The 18,678-nt window shown below is 41.7% G+C and carries 20 protein-coding genes; 12 read left to right on the forward strand and 8 right to left on the reverse strand.

Features of this window, described 5'->3' with window-relative positions:
- Window positions 1–54: 54 nt before the first annotated feature.
- The gene (gene rpmH, locus ACFSTG_RS14205; protein WP_013071475.1) at window positions 55–213 is read right to left on the reverse strand and encodes a 50S ribosomal protein L34; all 159 of its coding nucleotides are present in this window, start codon (window positions 211–213) and stop codon (window positions 55–57) included.
- Between the two features lie 168 nt (window positions 214–381).
- On the opposite strand from rpmH, the gene ACFSTG_RS14210 reads away from it, so the two are divergent.
- Window positions 382–897 (forward strand): DUF2892 domain-containing protein, encoded by a 516-nt coding sequence (locus tag ACFSTG_RS14210; RefSeq protein ID WP_380754495.1) that lies wholly within the window; start codon window positions 382–384, stop codon window positions 895–897.
- Window positions 898–1,035: 138 nt separating this feature from the next.
- Window positions 1,036–1,737: a TlpA family protein disulfide reductase gene (locus ACFSTG_RS14215; protein ID WP_380754498.1), complete on the forward strand. Its 702-nt coding sequence runs from the start codon at window positions 1,036–1,038 to the stop codon at window positions 1,735–1,737.
- 133 nt (window positions 1,738–1,870) lie between these two features.
- Here ACFSTG_RS14215 and ACFSTG_RS14220 read toward each other — a convergent pair whose 3' ends face one another.
- A complete protein-coding gene (locus tag ACFSTG_RS14220) occupies window positions 1,871–2,797 on the reverse strand; it encodes a lytic transglycosylase domain-containing protein (protein WP_380754501.1) in 927 nt (308 codons plus the stop codon).
- A 10-nt stretch (window positions 2,798–2,807) separates the two neighbouring features.
- Window positions 2,808–3,503 (reverse strand): alpha/beta fold hydrolase, encoded by a 696-nt coding sequence (locus ACFSTG_RS14225; RefSeq protein WP_380754504.1) that lies wholly within the window; start codon window positions 3,501–3,503, stop codon window positions 2,808–2,810.
- Window positions 3,504–3,711: 208 nt separating this feature from the next.
- On the opposite strand from ACFSTG_RS14225, the gene ACFSTG_RS14230 reads away from it, so the two are divergent.
- Entirely contained in the window at window positions 3,712–4,011 is a 300-nt protein-coding gene (locus tag ACFSTG_RS14230) for a GNAT family N-acetyltransferase (protein ID WP_380754746.1), read from the forward strand.
- Here the strand turns inward: ACFSTG_RS14230 and mtaB are convergent.
- The 3 genes from mtaB to ACFSTG_RS14245 all read right to left on the reverse strand — a co-directional run bounded on the left by mtaB (window position 4,008) and on the right by ACFSTG_RS14245 (window position 7,133).
- Window positions 4,008–5,342, reverse strand: coding sequence for a tRNA (N(6)-L-threonylcarbamoyladenosine(37)-C(2))-methylthiotransferase MtaB (mtaB, locus tag ACFSTG_RS14235; protein WP_380754750.1), 1,335 nt, complete (start codon window positions 5,340–5,342; stop codon window positions 4,008–4,010). The genes ACFSTG_RS14230 and mtaB overlap by 4 nt on opposite strands.
- A 229-nt stretch (window positions 5,343–5,571) precedes the next feature.
- Entirely contained in the window at window positions 5,572–6,744 is a 1,173-nt protein-coding gene (locus ACFSTG_RS14240; RefSeq protein WP_380754507.1) for a GlmU family protein, read from the reverse strand.
- Window positions 6,745–6,881: 137 nt separating this feature from the next.
- The gene (locus tag ACFSTG_RS14245; protein WP_380754511.1) at window positions 6,882–7,133 is read right to left on the reverse strand and encodes a type B 50S ribosomal protein L31; all 252 of its coding nucleotides are present in this window, start codon (window positions 7,131–7,133) and stop codon (window positions 6,882–6,884) included.
- 170 nt (window positions 7,134–7,303) lie between these two features.
- Here ACFSTG_RS14245 and ACFSTG_RS14250 point away from each other — a divergent pair, with 170 nt between their 5' ends.
- The 7 genes from ACFSTG_RS14250 (at window position 7,304) to ACFSTG_RS14280 (ending at window position 14,279) form a co-directional block, all read left to right on the forward strand.
- Window positions 7,304–7,837, forward strand: a complete 534-nt coding sequence (locus ACFSTG_RS14250) for a DUF4199 domain-containing protein (protein ID WP_380754515.1) — start codon at window positions 7,304–7,306, stop codon at window positions 7,835–7,837.
- Window positions 7,838–7,840: 3 nt separating this feature from the next.
- Window positions 7,841–8,800 (forward strand): glycosyltransferase family 2 protein, encoded by a 960-nt coding sequence (locus ACFSTG_RS14255; protein ID WP_380754520.1) that lies wholly within the window; start codon window positions 7,841–7,843, stop codon window positions 8,798–8,800.
- Window positions 8,801–8,853: 53 nt separating this feature from the next.
- Window positions 8,854–10,584 carry a phospho-sugar mutase gene (locus tag ACFSTG_RS14260; protein ID WP_380754527.1) on the forward strand — a complete coding sequence of 577 codons (1,731 nt, stop codon included), beginning with the start codon at window positions 8,854–8,856 and terminating at the stop codon, window positions 10,582–10,584.
- A gap of 11 nt (window positions 10,585–10,595) precedes the next feature.
- A complete protein-coding gene (locus ACFSTG_RS14265; RefSeq protein ID WP_380754552.1) occupies window positions 10,596–12,419 on the forward strand; it encodes an ABC transporter ATP-binding protein in 1,824 nt (607 codons plus the stop codon).
- A 309-nt stretch (window positions 12,420–12,728) separates the two neighbouring features.
- Window positions 12,729–13,274: an RNA polymerase sigma factor gene (locus ACFSTG_RS14270; protein WP_380754554.1), complete on the forward strand. Its 546-nt coding sequence runs from the start codon at window positions 12,729–12,731 to the stop codon at window positions 13,272–13,274.
- Between the two features lie 32 nt (window positions 13,275–13,306).
- The gene (locus tag ACFSTG_RS14275; protein WP_380754557.1) at window positions 13,307–13,837 is read left to right on the forward strand and encodes a hypothetical protein; all 531 of its coding nucleotides are present in this window, start codon (window positions 13,307–13,309) and stop codon (window positions 13,835–13,837) included.
- A 1-nt stretch (window position 13,838) separates the two neighbouring features.
- The gene (locus tag ACFSTG_RS14280) at window positions 13,839–14,279 is read left to right on the forward strand and encodes a hypothetical protein (protein WP_380754559.1); all 441 of its coding nucleotides are present in this window, start codon (window positions 13,839–13,841) and stop codon (window positions 14,277–14,279) included.
- Between the two features lie 65 nt (window positions 14,280–14,344).
- Here ACFSTG_RS14280 and ACFSTG_RS14285 read toward each other — a convergent pair whose 3' ends face one another.
- Both ACFSTG_RS14285 and ACFSTG_RS14290 read right to left on the reverse strand, forming a co-directional pair.
- Window positions 14,345–15,016 (reverse strand): sialidase family protein, encoded by a 672-nt coding sequence (locus ACFSTG_RS14285; protein WP_380754562.1) that lies wholly within the window; start codon window positions 15,014–15,016, stop codon window positions 14,345–14,347.
- On the reverse strand, window positions 14,979–15,383 hold the full coding sequence (locus ACFSTG_RS14290; protein ID WP_380754564.1) for a hypothetical protein: 405 nt from the start codon (window positions 15,381–15,383) through the stop codon (window positions 14,979–14,981). Before ACFSTG_RS14290 ends, ACFSTG_RS14285 begins: the two co-directional genes overlap by 38 nt.
- A gap of 74 nt (window positions 15,384–15,457) precedes the next feature.
- Between ACFSTG_RS14290 and ACFSTG_RS14295 the strand changes: the two genes are divergently transcribed.
- Both ACFSTG_RS14295 and ACFSTG_RS14300 read left to right on the forward strand, forming a co-directional pair.
- Window positions 15,458–16,669 (forward strand): RsmB/NOP family class I SAM-dependent RNA methyltransferase, encoded by a 1,212-nt coding sequence (locus ACFSTG_RS14295; RefSeq protein WP_380754567.1) that lies wholly within the window; start codon window positions 15,458–15,460, stop codon window positions 16,667–16,669.
- 86 nt (window positions 16,670–16,755) lie between these two features.
- Window positions 16,756–18,606 carry an endonuclease gene (locus ACFSTG_RS14300; RefSeq protein WP_380754569.1) on the forward strand — a complete coding sequence of 617 codons (1,851 nt, stop codon included), beginning with the start codon at window positions 16,756–16,758 and terminating at the stop codon, window positions 18,604–18,606.
- Window positions 18,607–18,678 lie beyond the last annotated feature (72 nt).

The raw sequence follows: 18,678 nt of genomic DNA on the forward strand, positions 1-18,678 counted from the left end.
AAAAAAGGCGCTACCTTAAAAAGTAGCACCTTTAATATTTTCGGGAATTATCATTTAGTGTTTATGCCTGTTTTCAGAGGAAACCGATAATTTCTTTCTTCCTTTGGCTCTTCTACGTGCAAGTACTTTTCTTCCGTTAACACTCGCCATACGTTCTCTGAAACCGTGCTTGTTTTTTCTTTTCCTCTTTGATGGTTGAAACGTTCTTTTCATGATAATTTATCTTTAATCTTCTTTGAAATCGCTTTGAAAAATTGTTATAAGACCTCTCCTTAAAACTGCGGGCAAATATACAAAGAGTTTTTACTCCCGCAAACCCTTATATAAAATAATTTCCAATTGTTTTTCTTACCTTTGCGGCCTTCAAAACTACATAAAAAAATGTTCAATAAAATTTTCAAATTAATCATTGCCGGGATACTTATTTTGGTGTCCATCTGGCAATTTGTTGAAGGAAACATAGGTAACGGTATTTTCTTAGTTCTTCTGGCCGGGATCTTCATATTTTTATATTACAAGAATGAAATGATCCTGATGGCTTTTTTAAGGCTAAGAAAGCAGGATTTTCCAGGTGCTAAAAAATGGCTTGATAAAATCAAGGACCCCGAAAAAGCATTGACCCAAAAACAACAGGGGTACTATTGGTACCTTCACGGACTTATGGTTTCACAGACCAACATGACCCAGGCTGAAAAATACTTCAAACGCGCCATCAAATTAGGACTCTCCATGAGCCAGGATCTGGCTATGGCGAAACTAAATCTTGCCGGGATCGCCATGACCAAACGCAGAAAAAGAGAAGCCCAGATGCTTCTACAGGAAGCCAAAAAACTGGATAAGCACAAAATGCTGGATGAGCAGATAAAGATGATGAAGCAGCAAATGAAGAAGATCTAGAAAACATCTATTTTATAAATCACCAGTCCTACAAAATGATGCGGTATTTCATCTAGTATCTAGGTTGTTAATCGAATAAATTTGAGCTGAAGAAACCTTTCGCCTACATTCGTGAAAAGTTATAGGTCCCCCTCAAAAATGTCGAGATTAATTCTCTTATTTATTTTTTTCATATCCGTATCAGTTTTTGGTCAGCACGATCAGGTCTCCTTTTCTGAAGCAATTTCCACTCACCTTCCCAAGTATAAAATAAAAGCAAACAAAGCTTATCGAACCCACAATGTGGAACGTGCTGAATTTCTGTTTGATTCCCTGGTAAATTACTGTTTAAAAGGCAGCAAACTGGATAATTTCAAAGTAAGAGACCTTAAAAAGAAGGTGGTTCAGCTAGATGAGTTCAAAAAACCCGTTTACCTCATCACATATGCATCATGGGTTATACCTACTGAAGGAGAGATACCTGCACTAAACAAACTGGCTGCAAAATATAACGATCAGGTAGATTTCGTAATTCTCTTTTGGGACAACCGGACCACGACCAAAGAACTCGCAAAAAAATATCATAAGAATATTAAAGTCCTCTACGTTGATGAAATGCAGAACAATAGTTCTTATGTGGTTAAAATGATGAAACATTCCCTCGGCTTCCCTACCACCTTTCTTCTCGATAAAGAGAAACGGATCACGGACATAAGACGAAGTGTCTCTCACCCATACGGAATAGAATTTGAACGCTCGTTCGATCTTAATTATGATTCCTTCTCCAAAGCGATCTCTCTACTGCTCATAAATGAAAGCAGTCGCTATTCGAATAATACTAAGGAAAGTCTTACCCCTTAAAAACTTCGGTGTAGCACAAAAATCAGTGTCAAAACCTGAAGGGTTTCTTTTCAGGGCTTCCAATAAACCTCTTTAAAAAGAATTAGATAAACTATCTTATGGAAGGTAACCCCATGTTCCTGTTGACCTCGTCCTACTCAGGAGCTGCATAATAACCATCCTGAGGCAATTCTATTTGGTATTCCTTTCCTGACTTATTATTGAGATGAGTTTCCCTCAACCACGGATTGTGGAGTTTCAGTATCTTATAATTGATATTATATTTTTTAGCAAACTGAGCGAAATCAGTAACTGCCGTATCGACCTTTACCTTGTAATTAGGAACCGGCTGATACAGATCTTTGGGTCTGAAATTGAATCCATATTTCTGGGGATGGTTCAGGATCTCCTTTAAGGCGAGTATCCTGAAAACATATCTTCCCGTTTCCTCTCCCAGGAGCAAATCGTAATAATCTTTAACATCCTGTCTTTCGCGTTGCCGGTCCACTCCGTAATTTCCTGCATTATAGGCCGCTGCTGCCAGTGTCCAGCTTCCGAAGCGTTCTTTTGATTTTTTAAGGTAATCTGCTGCTACCCTGGTTGACTTTTCAAGATGGTAGCGTTCATCTACATTGTCATTAATCTCGAGGCCATATTCTTTCCCGGTAGCTTCCATTATTTGCCAGAAACCGCGGGCACCTGCAGGTGATACCGCGTTTGTGAGTCCGCTCTCTATCACCGCCAGATATTTAAAATCATCGGGCACACCGTATTCTGCAAGAATTGGTTCAATAACCGGAAAATATTTATTGGCCCGCTTGATCATAAGCAAGGTGTTGGATTGCCAGTAGGTGTTAACGAGCAATTCACGGTCCATGCGCTCATAGATATCAGGGATCTCCACAGGTACAGATTCGCCTGCAAATTCAAGATCCTCCGGCATAGCGAGGGCATAGACATTATAATCATTGATCATTTTCTTCTCCTGGTTCTCATCGCTGGGAGCATCCTGTACGGCATTAATACCTAAACCAACTGCCACCATCAGACTTCCTCCTATAAGTATGTTCTTCAATTCCATTCCTAATTATTTATAGATTTATCTTTTTTTTCTTCAACTGCCCTGTTAATATTATTTCTTCCAGATTTTCATTGAACCACTTAAAGCGATTAAGGATCATAATGTGGGTACCTTCGGGAACAGTTATGCATCCCTTGATGTATTTATAAGGAAATATCTCATCCCTATCGCCGTGTATATGTATAACTCCAGGTATTGGTTCGGGCTGGTCCCAGCACACCATTTTTTCAATGGCCCAATCCAGGTAACGGGTATCTGTGATCGACATGTACTTTTTATAAAGCTCCAGGCGCTTCTTTACAAAGTCCCCAACGGCTATCCTCTCAAAAGCATCCAGGTGGCCAACCAAAGAGGTAGGTAACACTCTGAAAAGCCCGGTAAACCGCGCATACCTCATTCTACGTGGCAATTCCTGTTCCGTTTTTACACTTGAAATAATAATTACCCTTTTGGTCTTTATGAAATCGGCCATTTCCTGCACGATAACTCCACCGAAAGAAACTCCTATCAAAACAGGGTCTTCATGTTTTACGCGTTCGCACATTCTGTAGGCATAATCTTTAAGATCCTCTTTAGGCTTTGGCAGGAGCCAGTCCAACCAATGGATCTTGAATCGGTCTTCGGGCAACCTAATCTTTTCAAAGATGGTAGGATTTGCTGCCAGGCCAGGCATGCAATAGACATGAATAACAGGGGATTTCTTCATTTTTTACAGCGCTTCGGGCTGAAAATTCGCACAAAAAGGTTAACTTTATCTTCAAATTTAAAGGAAATTCTTTGCCTCCTGTAAATTTTAAGACAAATTTTTTCTTCCCTAAATCCCGACTGCCAATATTGGCTTCGGAAACATTCAAAAATGCCTTAATTAAACGTGGCTGATTTTTTGATAATAAAAAAGTAAATACATGGAAACCATGAATACCGAATTGACTATAATAGACAATGAGTTCTTACGCCAGTTTGAGTGTGAACTGGATGGGGAACTTGCAAAGATTGAATACGCACAGCAAGACCGAAAGATCTTCCTTACCAAACTGGTAATGAGTGATGAACTTAAAGAAAAAGGTTACCTGGAACCATTCATCACCGAGGTGCTTGAATACCTACGTGAAAAGGGAACCCGGGTAATGCCTACCAGCCCGGCCGTAGCCAGGTTCATGAGGAAACATCGCAGAAAATATAAGGATATGCTACCAGTTGGTATTAATATCTAAACCGCAGCAGGCTCTTTTTCATAGCTAAACCTTACAAGCCCATCCTCATCAATCTTTTCAAGAATGATATTGTGAAGGGTGTTTACCAATTCGGGGTTCCAGGGGGTCTTCACTTTTACATAATTCTCTGTGAATCCATGAATATAACCCTCCTTGTTCTCGCCTTCGAACAGAACGGTTTTTGATTTCCCTAACTGTGATTCATAGAAAGCTCTTCTTTTCTTAGCTGATAGTCCACGCAACATCTTACTACGCTTTTTCCTCACTTTTAAAGGTACTACCTCCTCCATCTCTGCAGCAAGAGTGTCACTCCTTTCAGAATAAGTGAATACATGAAGGTAAGATACTTCCAGTTCATTCAGGAAATTATAGGTTTCCAGGAATTGCTCATTAGTTTCACCGGGGAATCCAACGATCACATCCACACCAATACAGGCGTCGGGCATGGCTTCCTTTATACGGGTTACCCTGTCAACATATAACTCTCTCATATAACGCCTACGCATGGCTTTGAGGATCTCATTGCTACCGCTTTGCAGGGGAATGTGAAAGTGTGGAACAAAAGCTTTGCTTTGGGCCACAAAATCTATGGTTTCGTTCTTAAGTAAATTAGGTTCGATGGAGGAAATGCGGAGTCTTTCAATTCCTTCTACCTCATCAAGGGCTTTCACCAGGTCAAGAAAGGTATGCTCATGTGTCTTATTCCCAAATTCCCCTTTTCCGTAATCTCCAATATTAACCCCGGTAAGCACGATCTCCTTAATATTTTTTTCGCTGATCTTCCTGGCATTTTCCAGTACATTCTCAAGAGTGTCACTCCTCGAAATACCCCGGGCCAACGGGATGGTACAGTAGGTGCATTTGTAATCACAGCCATCCTGTACCTTTAGAAAGGCACGGGTTCTGTCTCCAAAAGAGTAGGATCCAACATAAAAATCGGCTTCCTCTATTTCACAGGAATGGATCGCCCCAAAATCATTTTTAGTGAGATCGTTCAGGTAGTTGGTGATCTTGAATTTTTCAGTAGCACCCAAAACAAGGTCTACCCCGTCTACAGCTGCCAGTTCTTCAGGTTTTAACTGTGCATAACAGCCCACAGCAATAACAAAAGCATTCTCATTAGCCTTTTGGGCATGCTTGACTATGGTCTTAAAACGTTTATCTGCATTGTCTGTGACAGAGCAGGTATTGATCACATAAATATCTGCTGCCTCGGTGAAATCTACCCTTTGAAAACCCTCATCCTTAAAGGATCTTGCTATAGTAGAGGTCTCTGAAAAATTCAACTTACACCCAAGGGTATAAAAAGCTACTTTTTTTGGTTCTCCCATTACTTCTCTTTCGGAAATTTCTGCACCCAATCTGCAGAATTTCAATTCTTTACTCATGTGCTTCAAAAATCTCTTTTTGAAGGTTGCAAAGATACCAACTTTCAGTCAATGAACAATTATTAATCAGCAATCAACCATCACTGCTTACTGCCTCAACTCGCAATATCAAAAATTCAAGCACCAAATTCCAATATGATCCGAAGTTAGAAGTGAAACTCTGAACATTAAATTATTCTCTTCGCCACTGTTTCGTCTCTTCAAAAACATGTTCAAGAATGGCTTTGTCTTCTTCGGAAAATTCAATGTCCCTTCGTGCCATTACTTTTTCGGCAACTTCGAAAGCTTTGGCAGTCTTGTAAGTTACAGTACCTCCACTTCCGCCCCAGCTGAAGCTCGGGATGAAATTCCGCGGAAATCCGGCTCCAAAAATGTTGGCGCTCACTCCCACCACTGTTCCGGTGTTGAACATGGTATTAATTCCGCATTTACTGTGATCGCCCATCATCAATCCGCAAAACTGCAATCCTGTAGGTGCGAATCTTTCCGAAGCATAATCCCATAACCTCACCTCTGCATAATTATTTTTTAAATTCGAAGTATTGGTATCGGCTCCCAGGTTACACCACTCGCCCAGAACAGAATTACCCAGGAAACCGTCATGACCCTTATTGGAGTACCCAAAAATCACAGAATTATTGACCTCTCCCCCAACCTTACTATGTGGCCCCACAGTTGTAGGCCCATAAATCTTGGAGCCCAGTTTCAGGGTAGCGTGGTCACACAGTGCAAAAGGCCCTCTAACGATGCTACCTTCCATAACCTCAGCCTCTGCACCAATATAGATTGGACCTTCTGAAGCGTTTAAAATGGCACATTCCACCTTCGCGCCCTCTTCCAGAAAAACATTCTCAGGGACGATCACCTGATTAGTATTGGAAATAGGTTGACTTTTACGGTCCTGAGTTAAAAGCTCAAAATCTAACGCAATGGCCTCGCCGTTATTTTTGAAGATATCCCAGGTATGCTCAACCCTCAGGGATCTTCCCTCCATTTCAATGGTGGTGCATTTATCAAATTCAACGTCCTGGTCCTCCAGGGCGAAAAATGCTACTACATCCTCCTCATGAAAAATAGCCTCTCCCGGCTGCAGGTTGTGGACTTGTTCCACAAGTTCGGGTGTGGGAAGAAAAGAAGCGTTGATCATCACGTTCTCATCCATCTCAACCATGGGCCACTTATTAGAGAGGTGATCTTCTGTAATAGTAGAGGTGGTAGTACTAAGGAATTTCTCCCACTTTTCTCTAATGGTGAGAATACCTATCCTGATATCGGCAACCGGCCGGGTGAAGGTGAACGGAAGCAATTGAGTTCTAACTGCCCCATCAAAGAGAATATAATTCATGTCTTGATCTTTTAATGTAAAGGTAAAAGTAAACTTTAGATTAGGAAAGAAGGTAAAAACCTTTATAAGAGCTCTTTGAAATCGTTCAACAAAAAAAGCCTCCGTCAGGAGGCTTTATAATATCTTAATACAGGAAATTACTTTTTGAATTTCGCGTATTTGTTCTTGAACTTATCGATACGACCGGCAGTATCCAGTAATTTGGCTTTCCCGGTGTAGAATGGGTGAGAAGTTCTGGAGATCTCCATCTTCACTAAAGGATATTCCTTCCCATCAACCTCAATAGTTTCTTTTGTGTTCGCGGTAGATTTCGTTAAAAAAACCTCGTCATTTGACATGTCTTTAAACGCTACCAATCTATAATTTTCCGGATGGATTCCCTGCTTCATCTCTTTATTCTTTAAAATCTTGTAATTTTTTCGAGGTGCAAATTTAAATAATTTTTACAAAACACCAACTATAGAACCATATTTTTCCCGCAATTTAATCTTTTATTTTTCTCTGTAACGTTTTGTTATATTTGTTTACTCATTGGTTAACTAACCAATGTTATTCAATAATGGAAAAATCTACAAAATCTACCGGAATCACCTATGGTATTTACCTGGGTGTGTTTTTGATCCTGATGACCGCTCTGGCCTATGCCTTTGATCTTTCCCTGTTCACCAAATGGTGGTATGGGATCATTAGTTTTGCTTTACTCATCACCATAGCTGTGATTGGGGTTAAAAAAGCCAAAACTGTTCATGCCGGCAGCCACTTTTCTTTCAAAAATGCCTTTACCGCGTATTTTTTAATCGTACTGATTGGAACCTTGATCGCTACCCTGTTTAGTATCCTGCTATTTTCGGTGATCGATACTGAGGCGGCTACCACGGTTACAGAACTTACTATGGAAACCTCAAGAGCAATGATGGAAAAATTTGGCGCACCTGAGGCCAGTATAAATGAAGCCCTTGCCGAGATGCAAACCAATAATCAATTCTCTGTGATGAACCAATTGAAACGATTTGTTTTCAGCCTTGGTTTCTACCTGGTAGTAGGATTGATCATAGCCCTTATTTTCAGGGAAAAAGATCCCAACAAAATTTAATTAATGCAGATATCTATCGTCATCCCTCTTTTAAACGAAGAAGAATCTCTTACAGAACTATATAATTGGATCGTATCTGTGATGCGGTCCAATTCTTTTTCTTATGAGATCATTTTTATAGATGACGGCAGTACAGACAATTCTTGGAAGATCATCAAACAACTTTATGCAGAAGACCCCGCAGTCAAAGGGGTGAAATTCAACCGAAACTACGGAAAATCCCAGGCCTTGCACGTGGGCTTTGATAAGGCTGAAGGCGATGTGGTCATCACAATGGATGCCGACCTGCAGGATAACCCTGAAGAGATCCCGGAACTCTATTCCCTGATCATTAAAGATAATTACGACCTTATTTCGGGTTGGAAAAAAAAGAGGTACGATTCTCTCATTTCCAAGAACCTTCCCTCAAAACTGTTCAATGCGGTGGCACGGAAAACCTCCGGACTAAAGCTTCATGATTTCAACTGCGGACTCAAAGCGTACCGAAAAACAGTGGTCAAGAACATTGATGTTTACGGGGAAATGCACAGATATATCCCGGTTCTGGCCAAAAATGCCGGTTATTCCAAAATCAATGAGAAGGTGGTGAAACACCAGGCGCGTAAATATGGCCGTACAAAATTTGGGGCAGAACGCTTTATCAACGGCTTTCTCGACCTCATTACAATCTGGTTCCTCTCTAAATTCGGAAAAAGGCCCATGCACCTCTTTGGAGCCCTGGGTATCCTCATGTTCTTTTTCGGGTTTTTATCTGCTGTCTGGATAGGTGCTTCAAAACTTTACAAACTCTACCACGGCTTGCCCAACATCCTGGTAACAGATAATCCGTGGTTCTACATTTCGCTCACTACCATGGTCCTTGGGTCCCTGCTCTTCCTGGCAGGTTTCCTCGGGGAACTTATTTTAAGGAGCAGCCGCGAAAAAGAACGCTACCGCATCAGCGAAACAACCGGCCAGATTTAATTTCCTTTCCCACTTAAATCCTTATTTTTGTGGCTGACAAAAATTTAACCGCCATGAGTTATACCGATATAAAAGCTAAAGCAGAATCCTGGCTGCAACCAGTCTTTGATGAACAAACCCGAAAGGAAGTGCAGGATTTACTTCAGAATAATCCCGATGAGTTAAAAGAAAGTTTCTACAAAGACCTGGAGTTTGGTACCGGCGGGATGCGTGGCATCATGGGAGTGGGCACCAACAGGATCAACAAATACACCCTTGGTAAGAATACCCAGGGAATTTCAGATTACCTCAAAAAGCAATTTCCTGAAGAAGATCTCAGGGTGGTTATAGCCTATGATTGTCGTCACAATAGTAAAGAACTGGCCCAGGTAGTGGCAGATGTGTTTTCTGCCAATGGTATTAAAGTTTTCCTTTTCTCAGACCTTAGACCAACCCCTGAATTGTCTTTTTCAGTAAAACATCTTGATTGTCACTGCGGAATTGTATTAACTGCAAGTCACAACCCTCCCGAATATAACGGGTATAAAGTCTATTGGCAGGACGGAGGTCAACTGGTACCTCCACAGGATACTGAGATCATAGAAACTATCACCGCCCTTGGATATGATGAAATTAAATTTGAACCTAAAAAAGAACTTATTGAACTTATTGGTTCCGAAGTGGATGAGGTCTTTACAAAAGCATCAATAGAGAACGGAAGTTTTAACACTCCGGCTTCGGCTAAAGAAGATCTTGGAATAGTTTTCACCTCGCTCCACGGAACTTCCATTACCTTGATTCCCCGTGTGCTGGAACAGGCAGGTTACTCAAATCTAAAGATCGTTGAGGAGCAAAGAGAACCTAACGGCGATTTCCCGACAGTGGACTCCCCCAACCCCGAAGAGCCTGAAGCTTTACAAATGGCCCTTGAACTGGCAGAAACAGAAAAAGCAGACATTGTAATAGGAACAGACCCTGACGGCGACCGCTTAGGAGTTGCAATTAGGGATCTTACAGGTAATATGGTCCTTCTAAACGGAAACCAGACCATGTTGATCATGACCTGGTTCCTGTTGGAACAATGGGAAGAACAAGGAAAGATCAAAGGAAAAGAATTTGTGGGTTCTACCATTGTATCCACTCCCATGTTGAGAGTTATGACAGAAAGTTATGGCGTGGAATATAAAGAAGGTCTTACCGGTTTCAAATGGATCGCCAAAATGATCAAAGATCATCCAAATCTTCAATTCATTGGAGGCGGAGAAGAAAGCTTTGGCTACATGGTGGGGGATTTTGTAAGGGATAAAGATGCTGTCACCGCCACTTTACTGGTTTGTGAGATCGCTGCACAAATGAAAGCCAACGGCAGTTCCTTATACCAGAAACTTCTGGAGCTATACCAAACCCATGGATTTTACAAGGAGGAGTTGATCTCCTTAGTAAAGAAAGGAATTGACGGGGCAGAACAGATCAAACAGATCATGATAGACCTTAGAGAAAATCCTTTATCTGAGATCGCAGGGGAAAAAGTGGTTCTCGTGGAAGATTATGAAAGTTCAAAAGCCTTTGAATATGGACTTACTGAAACAAAAATGAAGGCTCTGGAAGTTCCTCGGTCTAACGTACTCATTTATTATACTGAAAATGGCACTAAGGTTGCGGCCCGCCCAAGTGGAACCGAGCCCAAGATCAAATTCTATATTAGTGTGAATGCTCCTTTAGACAAGGTGGAAAATTACCTGCAGGTTGAAAAAGAACTTTCAGAGAAGATCACCTTGATAAGATCTGAGCTTAAACTGGCGTAAGCCACATCTGAATGAATTATTTTAAGAAGATCCTTCGTTTTGCGATCCCTTATAAAAGGTTTGCTGTACTTAACATCATTTGCAATGTTTTTTACGCCCTTTTTAGCACCCTTTCTTTCCTGGCACTCATACCGGTGATACAGATCCTGTTTGATAAGACTAAGAGAGTGGCCGTTGCACCACGATGGGAAGGAATGGGAAGCATTAAAGACTATGCGGTAGACAGCTTTAATTATCAGGTCACTCAAAGGGTCAATGAAGATGAGGTGACGGCCCTGCTATTTGTTTGCGGGGTGGTGGTGGTCCTGTTCTTCTTAAAAAATCTTTTTGGTTACCTGGCTGCTTTTTTTATCACCTTTCTGCGGAACGGGGTTCTGAGAGATGTACGAGATGCCATTTATGACAAGATCCTGGTGTTGCCTGTTTCGTATTTTTCTGAAAAACGAAAAGGAGATACTATTTCCCGCATCACGGCCGATGTGAACGAGGTACAAACCTCCTTTCTTTCGATCCTCGAATTGATCGTGAGGGAACCGCTAACGATTATCTTTACCATCACTGCAATGTTATTGATGAGCCCTACCCTCACCTTATTCGTGTTTGTTTTTCTTCCCATTTCAGGATTTATCATTTCCCTCATTGGAAAGAAATTGAAAAGTCAGTCAAACCTGGCCCAGGAGGAGAATGGTCATTTTCTTTCGCTGGTGGAGGAAACCCTCTCCAGTCTAAAAATCGTGAAAGGGTTTAACGCCGAAGATAAATTCCGCAATAAATTCAGAAATTCCACACACCGACTTAAGAAGATCCTTGACAGCCTTATAAACCGGCAGAACCTGGCCTCCCCTACCAGCGAATTTCTGGGGATCTTTGTGATCGTGATCATTTTATGGTATGGTGGGAACATGGTTTTGGTGGATGGAACATTGGACGGCGCTACCTTTATTGCCTTCATGGGGCTGGCGTATAACATCCTAACGCCCGCTAAGCAAATAAGCAAAGCTACCTACAGTGTCAAAAAGGGGGATGCAGCGGCAGAAAGGATCTTCGAGGTACTCGAAACTGAGACAAATATTATCGATGCTCCCGATGCTGTGGTGAAAGAATCTTTCGAAGGGTCAGTGGAGATAGAGAATATCTCTTTTAGGTATGAAGAAGAACATGTCCTTAAAAACTTCAGTATAAAGGTCCCTAAAGGAACCACTGTAGCCCTGGTGGGCCAGTCGGGAAGTGGAAAATCTACCATTGCCAACCTGGTCACCCGCTTCTATGATGTCAATGAAGGATCAATAAAGATCGACGGGATTGACATCAGGAAGATCAGTAAAAAGTCCCTGCGCAGTTTAATGGGACTGGTAACCCAGGATTCCATTCTTTTTAATGATACAGTTAGAAATAATGTGGGACTTGGAAAAGACAACGCTTCAGATGAAGAGATCATTGAGGCCCTTAAGATCGCCAATGCCTGGGAATTCGTCAAAGACCTGCCACAAGGTCTCGAAACTAATATTGGAGACAGTGGTGGAAAACTCAGCGGCGGACAAAAGCAGCGCCTTTCCATCGCCAGGGCTGTCCTTAAGAACCCACCCATCATGATCCTGGATGAAGCAACCTCAGCTCTTGACACCGAAAGTGAGAGGCTGGTACAAAAGGCCCTGGAGAACATGATGAGAAAACGAACTTCAATTGTTATTGCCCACCGGTTGTCTACCATACAAAACGCCGACAATATTGTGGTGATGCAAAAAGGTGAGATAGTGGAACAGGGTAAACACGAGGAATTGCTGGCCAAAAGATCTGTTTACCACAAACTGGTAGAGATGCAGTCTTTTGACTAACGGACTACAAACAAAACCTTAATTAGCAGATCAGAAAAAGGTAAAAAAGAAAAAAATGGATGAAGTAGGTCCATCCATTTTTCCTATCCATCCTCGTTCTGGGACAAACGAAAAGGATTTCCAACATTTGGAGCAAAAAAGATATCTTCTTTACAAAGTGAATATACTACAAAAAATAACACAAAAAAATTTTTTGTGTATTTTATCCTGCAATTGTGTATTTCATCGATGGTTTAAGCTTTATTCGACACCGTCGTTAATTCTGAATTTCCTCTTATCTTTACCTCCGGCAAATGAAAACCAATCCCTTTGAACCTTTCTGAAGAACAGCTTTTAAGTGAACTAAAGGATCCTGAAACACGTAACCGGGCTTTTAGGGAACTACTGGTTCAATACCAGGAACGGTTATACTGGCAAATAAGGAACATCGTGAAGAACCATGAAGATGCAGATGATGTGCTCCAGAACACCTTCATCAAAATCTTCAGGAATATTGAGAAGTTCAAAGGGGAAAGCCAGTTATTTTCCTGGATGTACCGTATCGCTACCAATGAATCGATCACCTTTTTAAATAAACGCGCAAAGAACTTACAGATCACCTCAGAAGAGCTTCAGCAACAGATCATCGGGAATCTGGAGACTGATGTTTATTTTGAAGGAGACCATATTCAGCTTAAGTTACAAAAAGCCATTGCAAAGCTGCCCGAAAAACAGCAGCAGGTGTTCAATATGAAATACTTTCAGGAACTTAAGTATCGGGAAATTTCTGAAATATTAGGCACCTCAGAAGGGGCCTTAAAGGCGTCCTATCACATTGCGACCAAAAAAATAGAGGAATATTTGAAGGGAAGTTAAACCTTTAATAGAAAGAAGAGTCAAATAACCAAATGAACAAGAAAGAGTTACCATACAAAAACACTTCAGGATTCAGGATCCCAAAAGATTATTTTGAGGATTTTGAGGCCAGGATGATGCATAAGGTTAACTCTTCTGAAAGTGAGTTCAATCTAAAACAAGGATCCAATCCTTTTAAGGTTCCTTCTTCTTACTTTCAGGAATTTGAAGAGCGAATGCTCCTCAGGATCGACCCGGTAAAAAGGACCTCCAAAGTTATCTCCCTGTTTAGATCAAAAACCCTGACTTATGTTGCAGGAATAGCAGCTGTGCTGGCAATTATTTTTATCTCCACCATTTTAACGACCTCAGAAAATGTAAGTTTTGGGGATCTTGATATGGTAGCCGTTGAAAATTACCTTTTAGAAACCCTGGACATGGCAGATCCCGAGGAAATTCCTATGATAAATGAAAAAGTATTCAGTTTTGCCACCTCTAATGACCCTAATCTTGACAGAGAAGCCCTATACGAATATTTAAACGACAATGTTGAAGACCCATCTCTCCTACTTAATGACAATTAAAATGAAAAAAATTCTTTTATTCTCCTTTTTAATGTGCTTCCCTCTTATCATGACTGCACAGGAGAACGATGAACACCGGGAGCGAATCAGAGCTCTCAAGACTGCTTATATCACTGAGGGATTAAACCTCACCCCCAGGGAAGCTCAGCAATTTTGGCCCATCTATAATGATTTTACCGAGAAACGCAGAGAGCTTTATAAAAGGGAGCGTAAGGAAATAAAAGACCTGGAATGCATGACCGAAGAGGCAGCTAACAGCAAATTAAACGAATATGTGGAAATTGAACGTGAAGATTTCCTTTTGAAAAAACAATATTTCAATGATCTTCGGAAGATCTTTTCTGCTAAAAAGATAATGCAGCTTAAAAAGGTGGAAGATGAGTTCAACGAAAAGATGATGCGGGAATACCGCGCCCGAAGGGCAGCAGAAAACAACAAATAAATAATTTTAATTTTGGTTGGTTAGTTGAGTGGTCCGGAGTTCAATAATACTTCGGATCACTTTTTTTATCTAAATTTCAGTTTCGCCAGTCTGTTCTTTCCCGCAGCATAGGCTGTGGAATCATTTAGAAATCTTATCGTGTAAAAACCTTCTTCGGAAAGATTCTTCCAGGTATTACCTTCATCAGACGAATATGATATTCCGGTAAATCCAATTGCTACCAATTCTTTGGCATCACTTCCAGGCACATATCTCACACTGCTCTTATAACCAGGATCTTTCCCCTCACCAACAAGTTTCCAGGTCTTTCCACCATCTGAAGTCACTGCTTTATTGGCCTCGTTCCCTTCAGGTCTGGTGTAATCCCCGCCTATCATGAAACCGTTTTGCCCGTCGTAAAAATCTACCGAGTAAGCACCCGTTGTACTTTCCCCTTGTACGATAGGGGTATCAAAGACTTCCCAGGTTTTCCCTTTATCGGGACTAAAGAATACCCGAGATCTTATCCCGCCCGAAATGATCCAGGCCTTGTCCCCTTTTACGGCTATGTTGGAGTTACTGGCAGCGAAAGCCGCCTCACCTTCTGTTACTTCAGGTAGTTGGTCACAGGAAAGCTTATTCCAGGTATTCCCACCGTCTCGGGTAATGATCACAGAAAGACAATTCTCCACAGGATCGCCCATTGCGATACCTTCCTCATCATTCCAGAAGGTCATAGAGTCGTAGAAAATTCTCATGTGTTTCAGAATAGACCAGTTCCATTTGTCCGTCTTCACCGGTCTTATAAAGCAAAGCGGGGTTTGCGACACTCAGCATGAAAAAATCATTTGCAGTACTTGCCACAGCTCTGAATTCAGGATATATTGAATCATGCTGTTGCCGGTTTAGCCTCACCCCGTTCTCTGCGGAATTATAGATACCGTAAACGCCATTGGCCCCTGCAAAGGCAAGATCCTGCCCCATAATTTCGATGGCCCTTATGTTAAGGGAATCTTCCAGAAGGATCTCCACATCAACACTCTTATAAGGAAGTCTGTCCTGCTTTTTTTCGGTTGAATTACATGCAGTTAAACCTATAAAAAGTAAAAATAATAATCGTTTCATAACCTGAATTTGCCCGTAAAGATAGATTTTTCCGTAGTTTAAAAACCGTACCTTTGCAGCTTTAAAATATTTTTATGCGCTTATACAGAAATCTGGTCTTTGCTACCGTTGATGCCCTTGGAGAAATTTTTAATGAAGGAGCCTACGCCGATAAGGTGATCGCTAAAACCCTCAAACGCGACAAACGTTGGGGAGCAAGAGACCGGAGTTTTATTGCTGAAACTACTTACGACATTGTACGCTGGAAACGCCTTTATTCAGAAATTGCTGAAGTAAAGGCTCCCTATTCACGAGAAAACCTTTTCAGGTTATTTGCCGTTTGGGCAACCCTGAGAGGAATTGAAATTCCTGACTGGAAACAAATAGAACCTGTTCCTACCCGCCGCATCAAAGGAAAATTTGATGAGTTGAGCAAAATCAGAAAGTACAGGGAATCTGTGCCAGACTGGCTGGATGAGCTGGGAGTAAAGGAACTGGGAGAAGAGGTATGGGAGAAAGAACTTCACGCGCTCAATCAACAGGCCCCGGTCATTCTCAGAACAAATACTTTAAAAACTTCCAAAGAAAAGCTCCAGCAGGAGCTTCAAAAAGAAGGAATTGAAACCGAATTTTTGAAAGATTACCCCGATGCCCTGCAATTGAAGGAGCGGGCGAATGTATTTAGAACAGAAGCCTTCAAAAACGGCTTTTTTGAAGTCCAGGATGCCTCCTCTCAAATGGTTGCAGAATTCCTTGAGGTAGAACCGGGAATGCGCGTGGTAGATACCTGTGCAGGCGCCGGCGGAAAATCCCTGCACCTTGCTGCTTTAATGGAAAATAAAGGGCAATTGATCGCTACAGATATCTATGACAATAAATTAAAGGAACTTAAACGCCGTGCACGACGGGCCGGGGCTCACAATATTGAACCGCGGGTTATAGATTCCTCAAAAGTGGTTAAAAAGCTCTATGGAAGTGCAGACCGGGTTCTTATTGACGCACCTTGTAGCGGCCTTGGAGTCCTAAGCCGTAATCCTGACGCAAAATGGAAACTTCAACCAGAATTCCTGGAAACAATTAAACAAACCCAGGAGGAGATTCTTAAGCAGTATTCTAAAATTGTAAAAGAGGGCGGCAAAATGGTCTACGCTACCTGTTCCATTCTGCCATCAGAAAATGAAGAACAGGTCAGGAAGTTCCTGGATTCAGAGGAAGGAAAAAGCTTCAGCATGAAGAAAGAGCAGAAGATCCTTTCCAGCGAAACCGGTTTTGACGGATTTTATATGGCACTGTTGGAGAAAAATTAATTCCGAAGCAAATCTCCACTTGTTTTTGAATTATCTTTTAGTTTTGCAGTTAATAATTAGATTCTAAATAATTTTAAACCCTTAAAATGAAAAAAGCATTCTATTTACCCTTTTTGACGATTTTATTCCTGGCAGGATGTAGTTCTGATGATGGCGGCGGGGATCCCGTAAAACCAGACCCAGATCCGGAACCACCAATTGTGGAAAGTTATTATGAAATTCCTGCAGCTCTTGAAGACTATTATGCAGACGTTGATTTTAATCTTGAAGAGGATAAACTTCACGAAGAACTTGCAGTCCATACTATTGAAAAACACACGGATATTTTAGGTTACGGAAGCAGGCACCAATACCTCTACAATGCAGATGCAGACTTTAATAATTCAGGGAATGTTGTGCTTATCTACACAGGAGAAAGCAGGGACAAAAGAGAATACCAGTCTGGCAGCAACTCCTACAGCCCGCAAACATTTAATACCGAACACGTTTACCCGCAATCTATGCTGGAAGGTGACGCTATTGCCGATCTTCACATCCTTAGGGTTGTTGATATCGAAGTAAACGAGTTAAGAATGAATTACCCGTATACAGACGGTGAAGGGCAGTATAAACTGGTTCAGGATAATTCATTTTATCCGGGAGACGAATGGCGTGGTGATGTTGCCCGTATGGTCATGTACATGAACTTGCGTTATGATGAACCTTTTGAGCCTGTAGGTGGTCTTGAACTTTTCCTGGAATGGAATGTTGAGGACCCTGTGTCTGCTTTTGAAATGCAGCGTAATGAGGTGATCGAAGATGCCCAGGGTAACAGGAATCCGTTCATTGACAATCCGCACCTGGCCACCAGGATCTGGGGAGGTGAAGAAGCTGACAATCGTTGGGATGGAGAGGCAGAAGAAGCAGACGAAGAAGCTCCTTCTATTCCACAGAACGTGACGGTAGATGAAGTTTCATTTGAGACCGTTGACCTTACCTGGGAAGCTTCAAGTGATAATGTTGGCGTAGCGAAATATAATGTAATGGTAGATGGAGATTTCTACACCAGTGTAACCTCAACCTCACTAACTGTTGAAGGTCTTGAACCCGGCGTGACTTATGAATTTACGGTTTCAGCTGCAGATTCAGCCGGAAATACATCAGATGCCAGCGATGTTGTTGAGGGAACTACCACGGCAGATGACGAAGCGCCCTCTGTTCCGCAGAACCTTAGTGTTTCTGCAGTATCGGTAACCTCTGTCACTCTTACCTGGGACGCGTCTACAGACAATGCCGCAGTAGCAGGTTATGACATTTATATTAACGGGGAGTTCTATCAAACCGTTTCCACCACCGAATATACTTTGGCCGGGCTTGATGCTTTGACCACGTATTCATTCGCGGTGAAGGCAAGGGATATCTATGGAAACACTTCAGAATTGAGTGCTTCAACAGACGCCACGACCAAAGAAGAAACTGACGAAAATGCAGTAGCTGCAGATATCCTCATTTCAGAATATACCGAAGGGGAATGGGGTTTCAACAAAGCACTTGAAATTGGCAACCCTACAGCAGAAGCAGTAGACCTTTCAACCTATACTTTAATGAAGATCACAAACGAAAAAGAAGACTGGGAAAATGAATTCCAGCTGGAAGGCACCCTTGCAGCAGGTGAGGTACTTGTGATCGTCAACGATGGGGCTGAATATCCCGGACTTTTAGACGCTGCCGATGTATTGACAGATCACCAGATCGTTAACTTTAACGGGAATGATCCTGTTGGACTTTTTAAAGACGGCGTATTGATCGATATGATTGGATTCAAAGGAGGGGAGGTTTTTGCAGCAGATGTAAACCTTCGAAGAAAATCGAGTATTACAAAACCAAACACCACCTTCACTATTGATGAGTGGGAAACATATGACGACGAGGAAACAGAAGGCTATGGAAGCCTTTAACACCTAAAAATCCTCACTCCAGAGAAGCCATCGGTATATCAAATTTCCGGTGGCTTTTTTATTTTTTGGAAG

This window comes from Salinimicrobium flavum (assembly GCF_042684505.1).
In the GTDB taxonomy this organism is placed as follows: Bacteria; Bacteroidota; Bacteroidia; order Flavobacteriales; family Flavobacteriaceae; genus Salinimicrobium; species Salinimicrobium flavum.

What these genes read in the sequence shown, in the direction of transcription:
- rpmH (WP_013071475.1), bottom strand. Translation starts at nt 213, where the DNA reads ATGAAAAGAACGTTTCAACCATCAAAGAGGAAAAGAAAAAACAAGCAC.
- ACFSTG_RS14210 (WP_380754495.1), top strand. Translation starts at nt 382, where the DNA reads ATGTTCAATAAAATTTTCAAATTAATCATTGCCGGGATACTTATTTTG.
- ACFSTG_RS14215 (WP_380754498.1), top strand. Translation starts at nt 1,036, where the DNA reads ATGTCGAGATTAATTCTCTTATTTATTTTTTTCATATCCGTATCAGTT.
- ACFSTG_RS14220 (WP_380754501.1), bottom strand. Translation starts at nt 2,797, where the DNA reads ATGGAATTGAAGAACATACTTATAGGAGGAAGTCTGATGGTGGCAGTT.
- ACFSTG_RS14225 (WP_380754504.1), bottom strand. Translation starts at nt 3,503, where the DNA reads ATGAAGAAATCCCCTGTTATTCATGTCTATTGCATGCCTGGCCTGGCA.
- ACFSTG_RS14230 (WP_380754746.1), top strand. Translation starts at nt 3,712, where the DNA reads ATGAATACCGAATTGACTATAATAGACAATGAGTTCTTACGCCAGTTT.
- mtaB (WP_380754750.1), bottom strand. Translation starts at nt 5,342, where the DNA reads ATGGGAGAACCAAAAAAAGTAGCTTTTTATACCCTTGGGTGTAAGTTG.
- ACFSTG_RS14240 (WP_380754507.1), bottom strand. Translation starts at nt 6,744, where the DNA reads ATGAATTATATTCTCTTTGATGGGGCAGTTAGAACTCAATTGCTTCCG.
- ACFSTG_RS14245 (WP_380754511.1), bottom strand. Translation starts at nt 7,133, where the DNA reads ATGAAGCAGGGAATCCATCCGGAAAATTATAGATTGGTAGCGTTTAAA.
- ACFSTG_RS14250 (WP_380754515.1), top strand. Translation starts at nt 7,304, where the DNA reads ATGGAAAAATCTACAAAATCTACCGGAATCACCTATGGTATTTACCTG.
- ACFSTG_RS14255 (WP_380754520.1), top strand. Translation starts at nt 7,841, where the DNA reads ATGCAGATATCTATCGTCATCCCTCTTTTAAACGAAGAAGAATCTCTT.
- ACFSTG_RS14260 (WP_380754527.1), top strand. Translation starts at nt 8,854, where the DNA reads ATGAGTTATACCGATATAAAAGCTAAAGCAGAATCCTGGCTGCAACCA.
- ACFSTG_RS14265 (WP_380754552.1), top strand. Translation starts at nt 10,596, where the DNA reads ATGAATTATTTTAAGAAGATCCTTCGTTTTGCGATCCCTTATAAAAGG.
- ACFSTG_RS14275 (WP_380754557.1), top strand. Translation starts at nt 13,307, where the DNA reads ATGAACAAGAAAGAGTTACCATACAAAAACACTTCAGGATTCAGGATC.
- ACFSTG_RS14280 (WP_380754559.1), top strand. Translation starts at nt 13,839, where the DNA reads ATGAAAAAAATTCTTTTATTCTCCTTTTTAATGTGCTTCCCTCTTATC.
- ACFSTG_RS14285 (WP_380754562.1), bottom strand. Translation starts at nt 15,016, where the DNA reads ATGAGAATTTTCTACGACTCTATGACCTTCTGGAATGATGAGGAAGGT.
- ACFSTG_RS14290 (WP_380754564.1), bottom strand. Translation starts at nt 15,383, where the DNA reads ATGAAACGATTATTATTTTTACTTTTTATAGGTTTAACTGCATGTAAT.
- ACFSTG_RS14295 (WP_380754567.1), top strand. Translation starts at nt 15,458, where the DNA reads ATGCGCTTATACAGAAATCTGGTCTTTGCTACCGTTGATGCCCTTGGA.
- ACFSTG_RS14300 (WP_380754569.1), top strand. Translation starts at nt 16,756, where the DNA reads ATGAAAAAAGCATTCTATTTACCCTTTTTGACGATTTTATTCCTGGCA.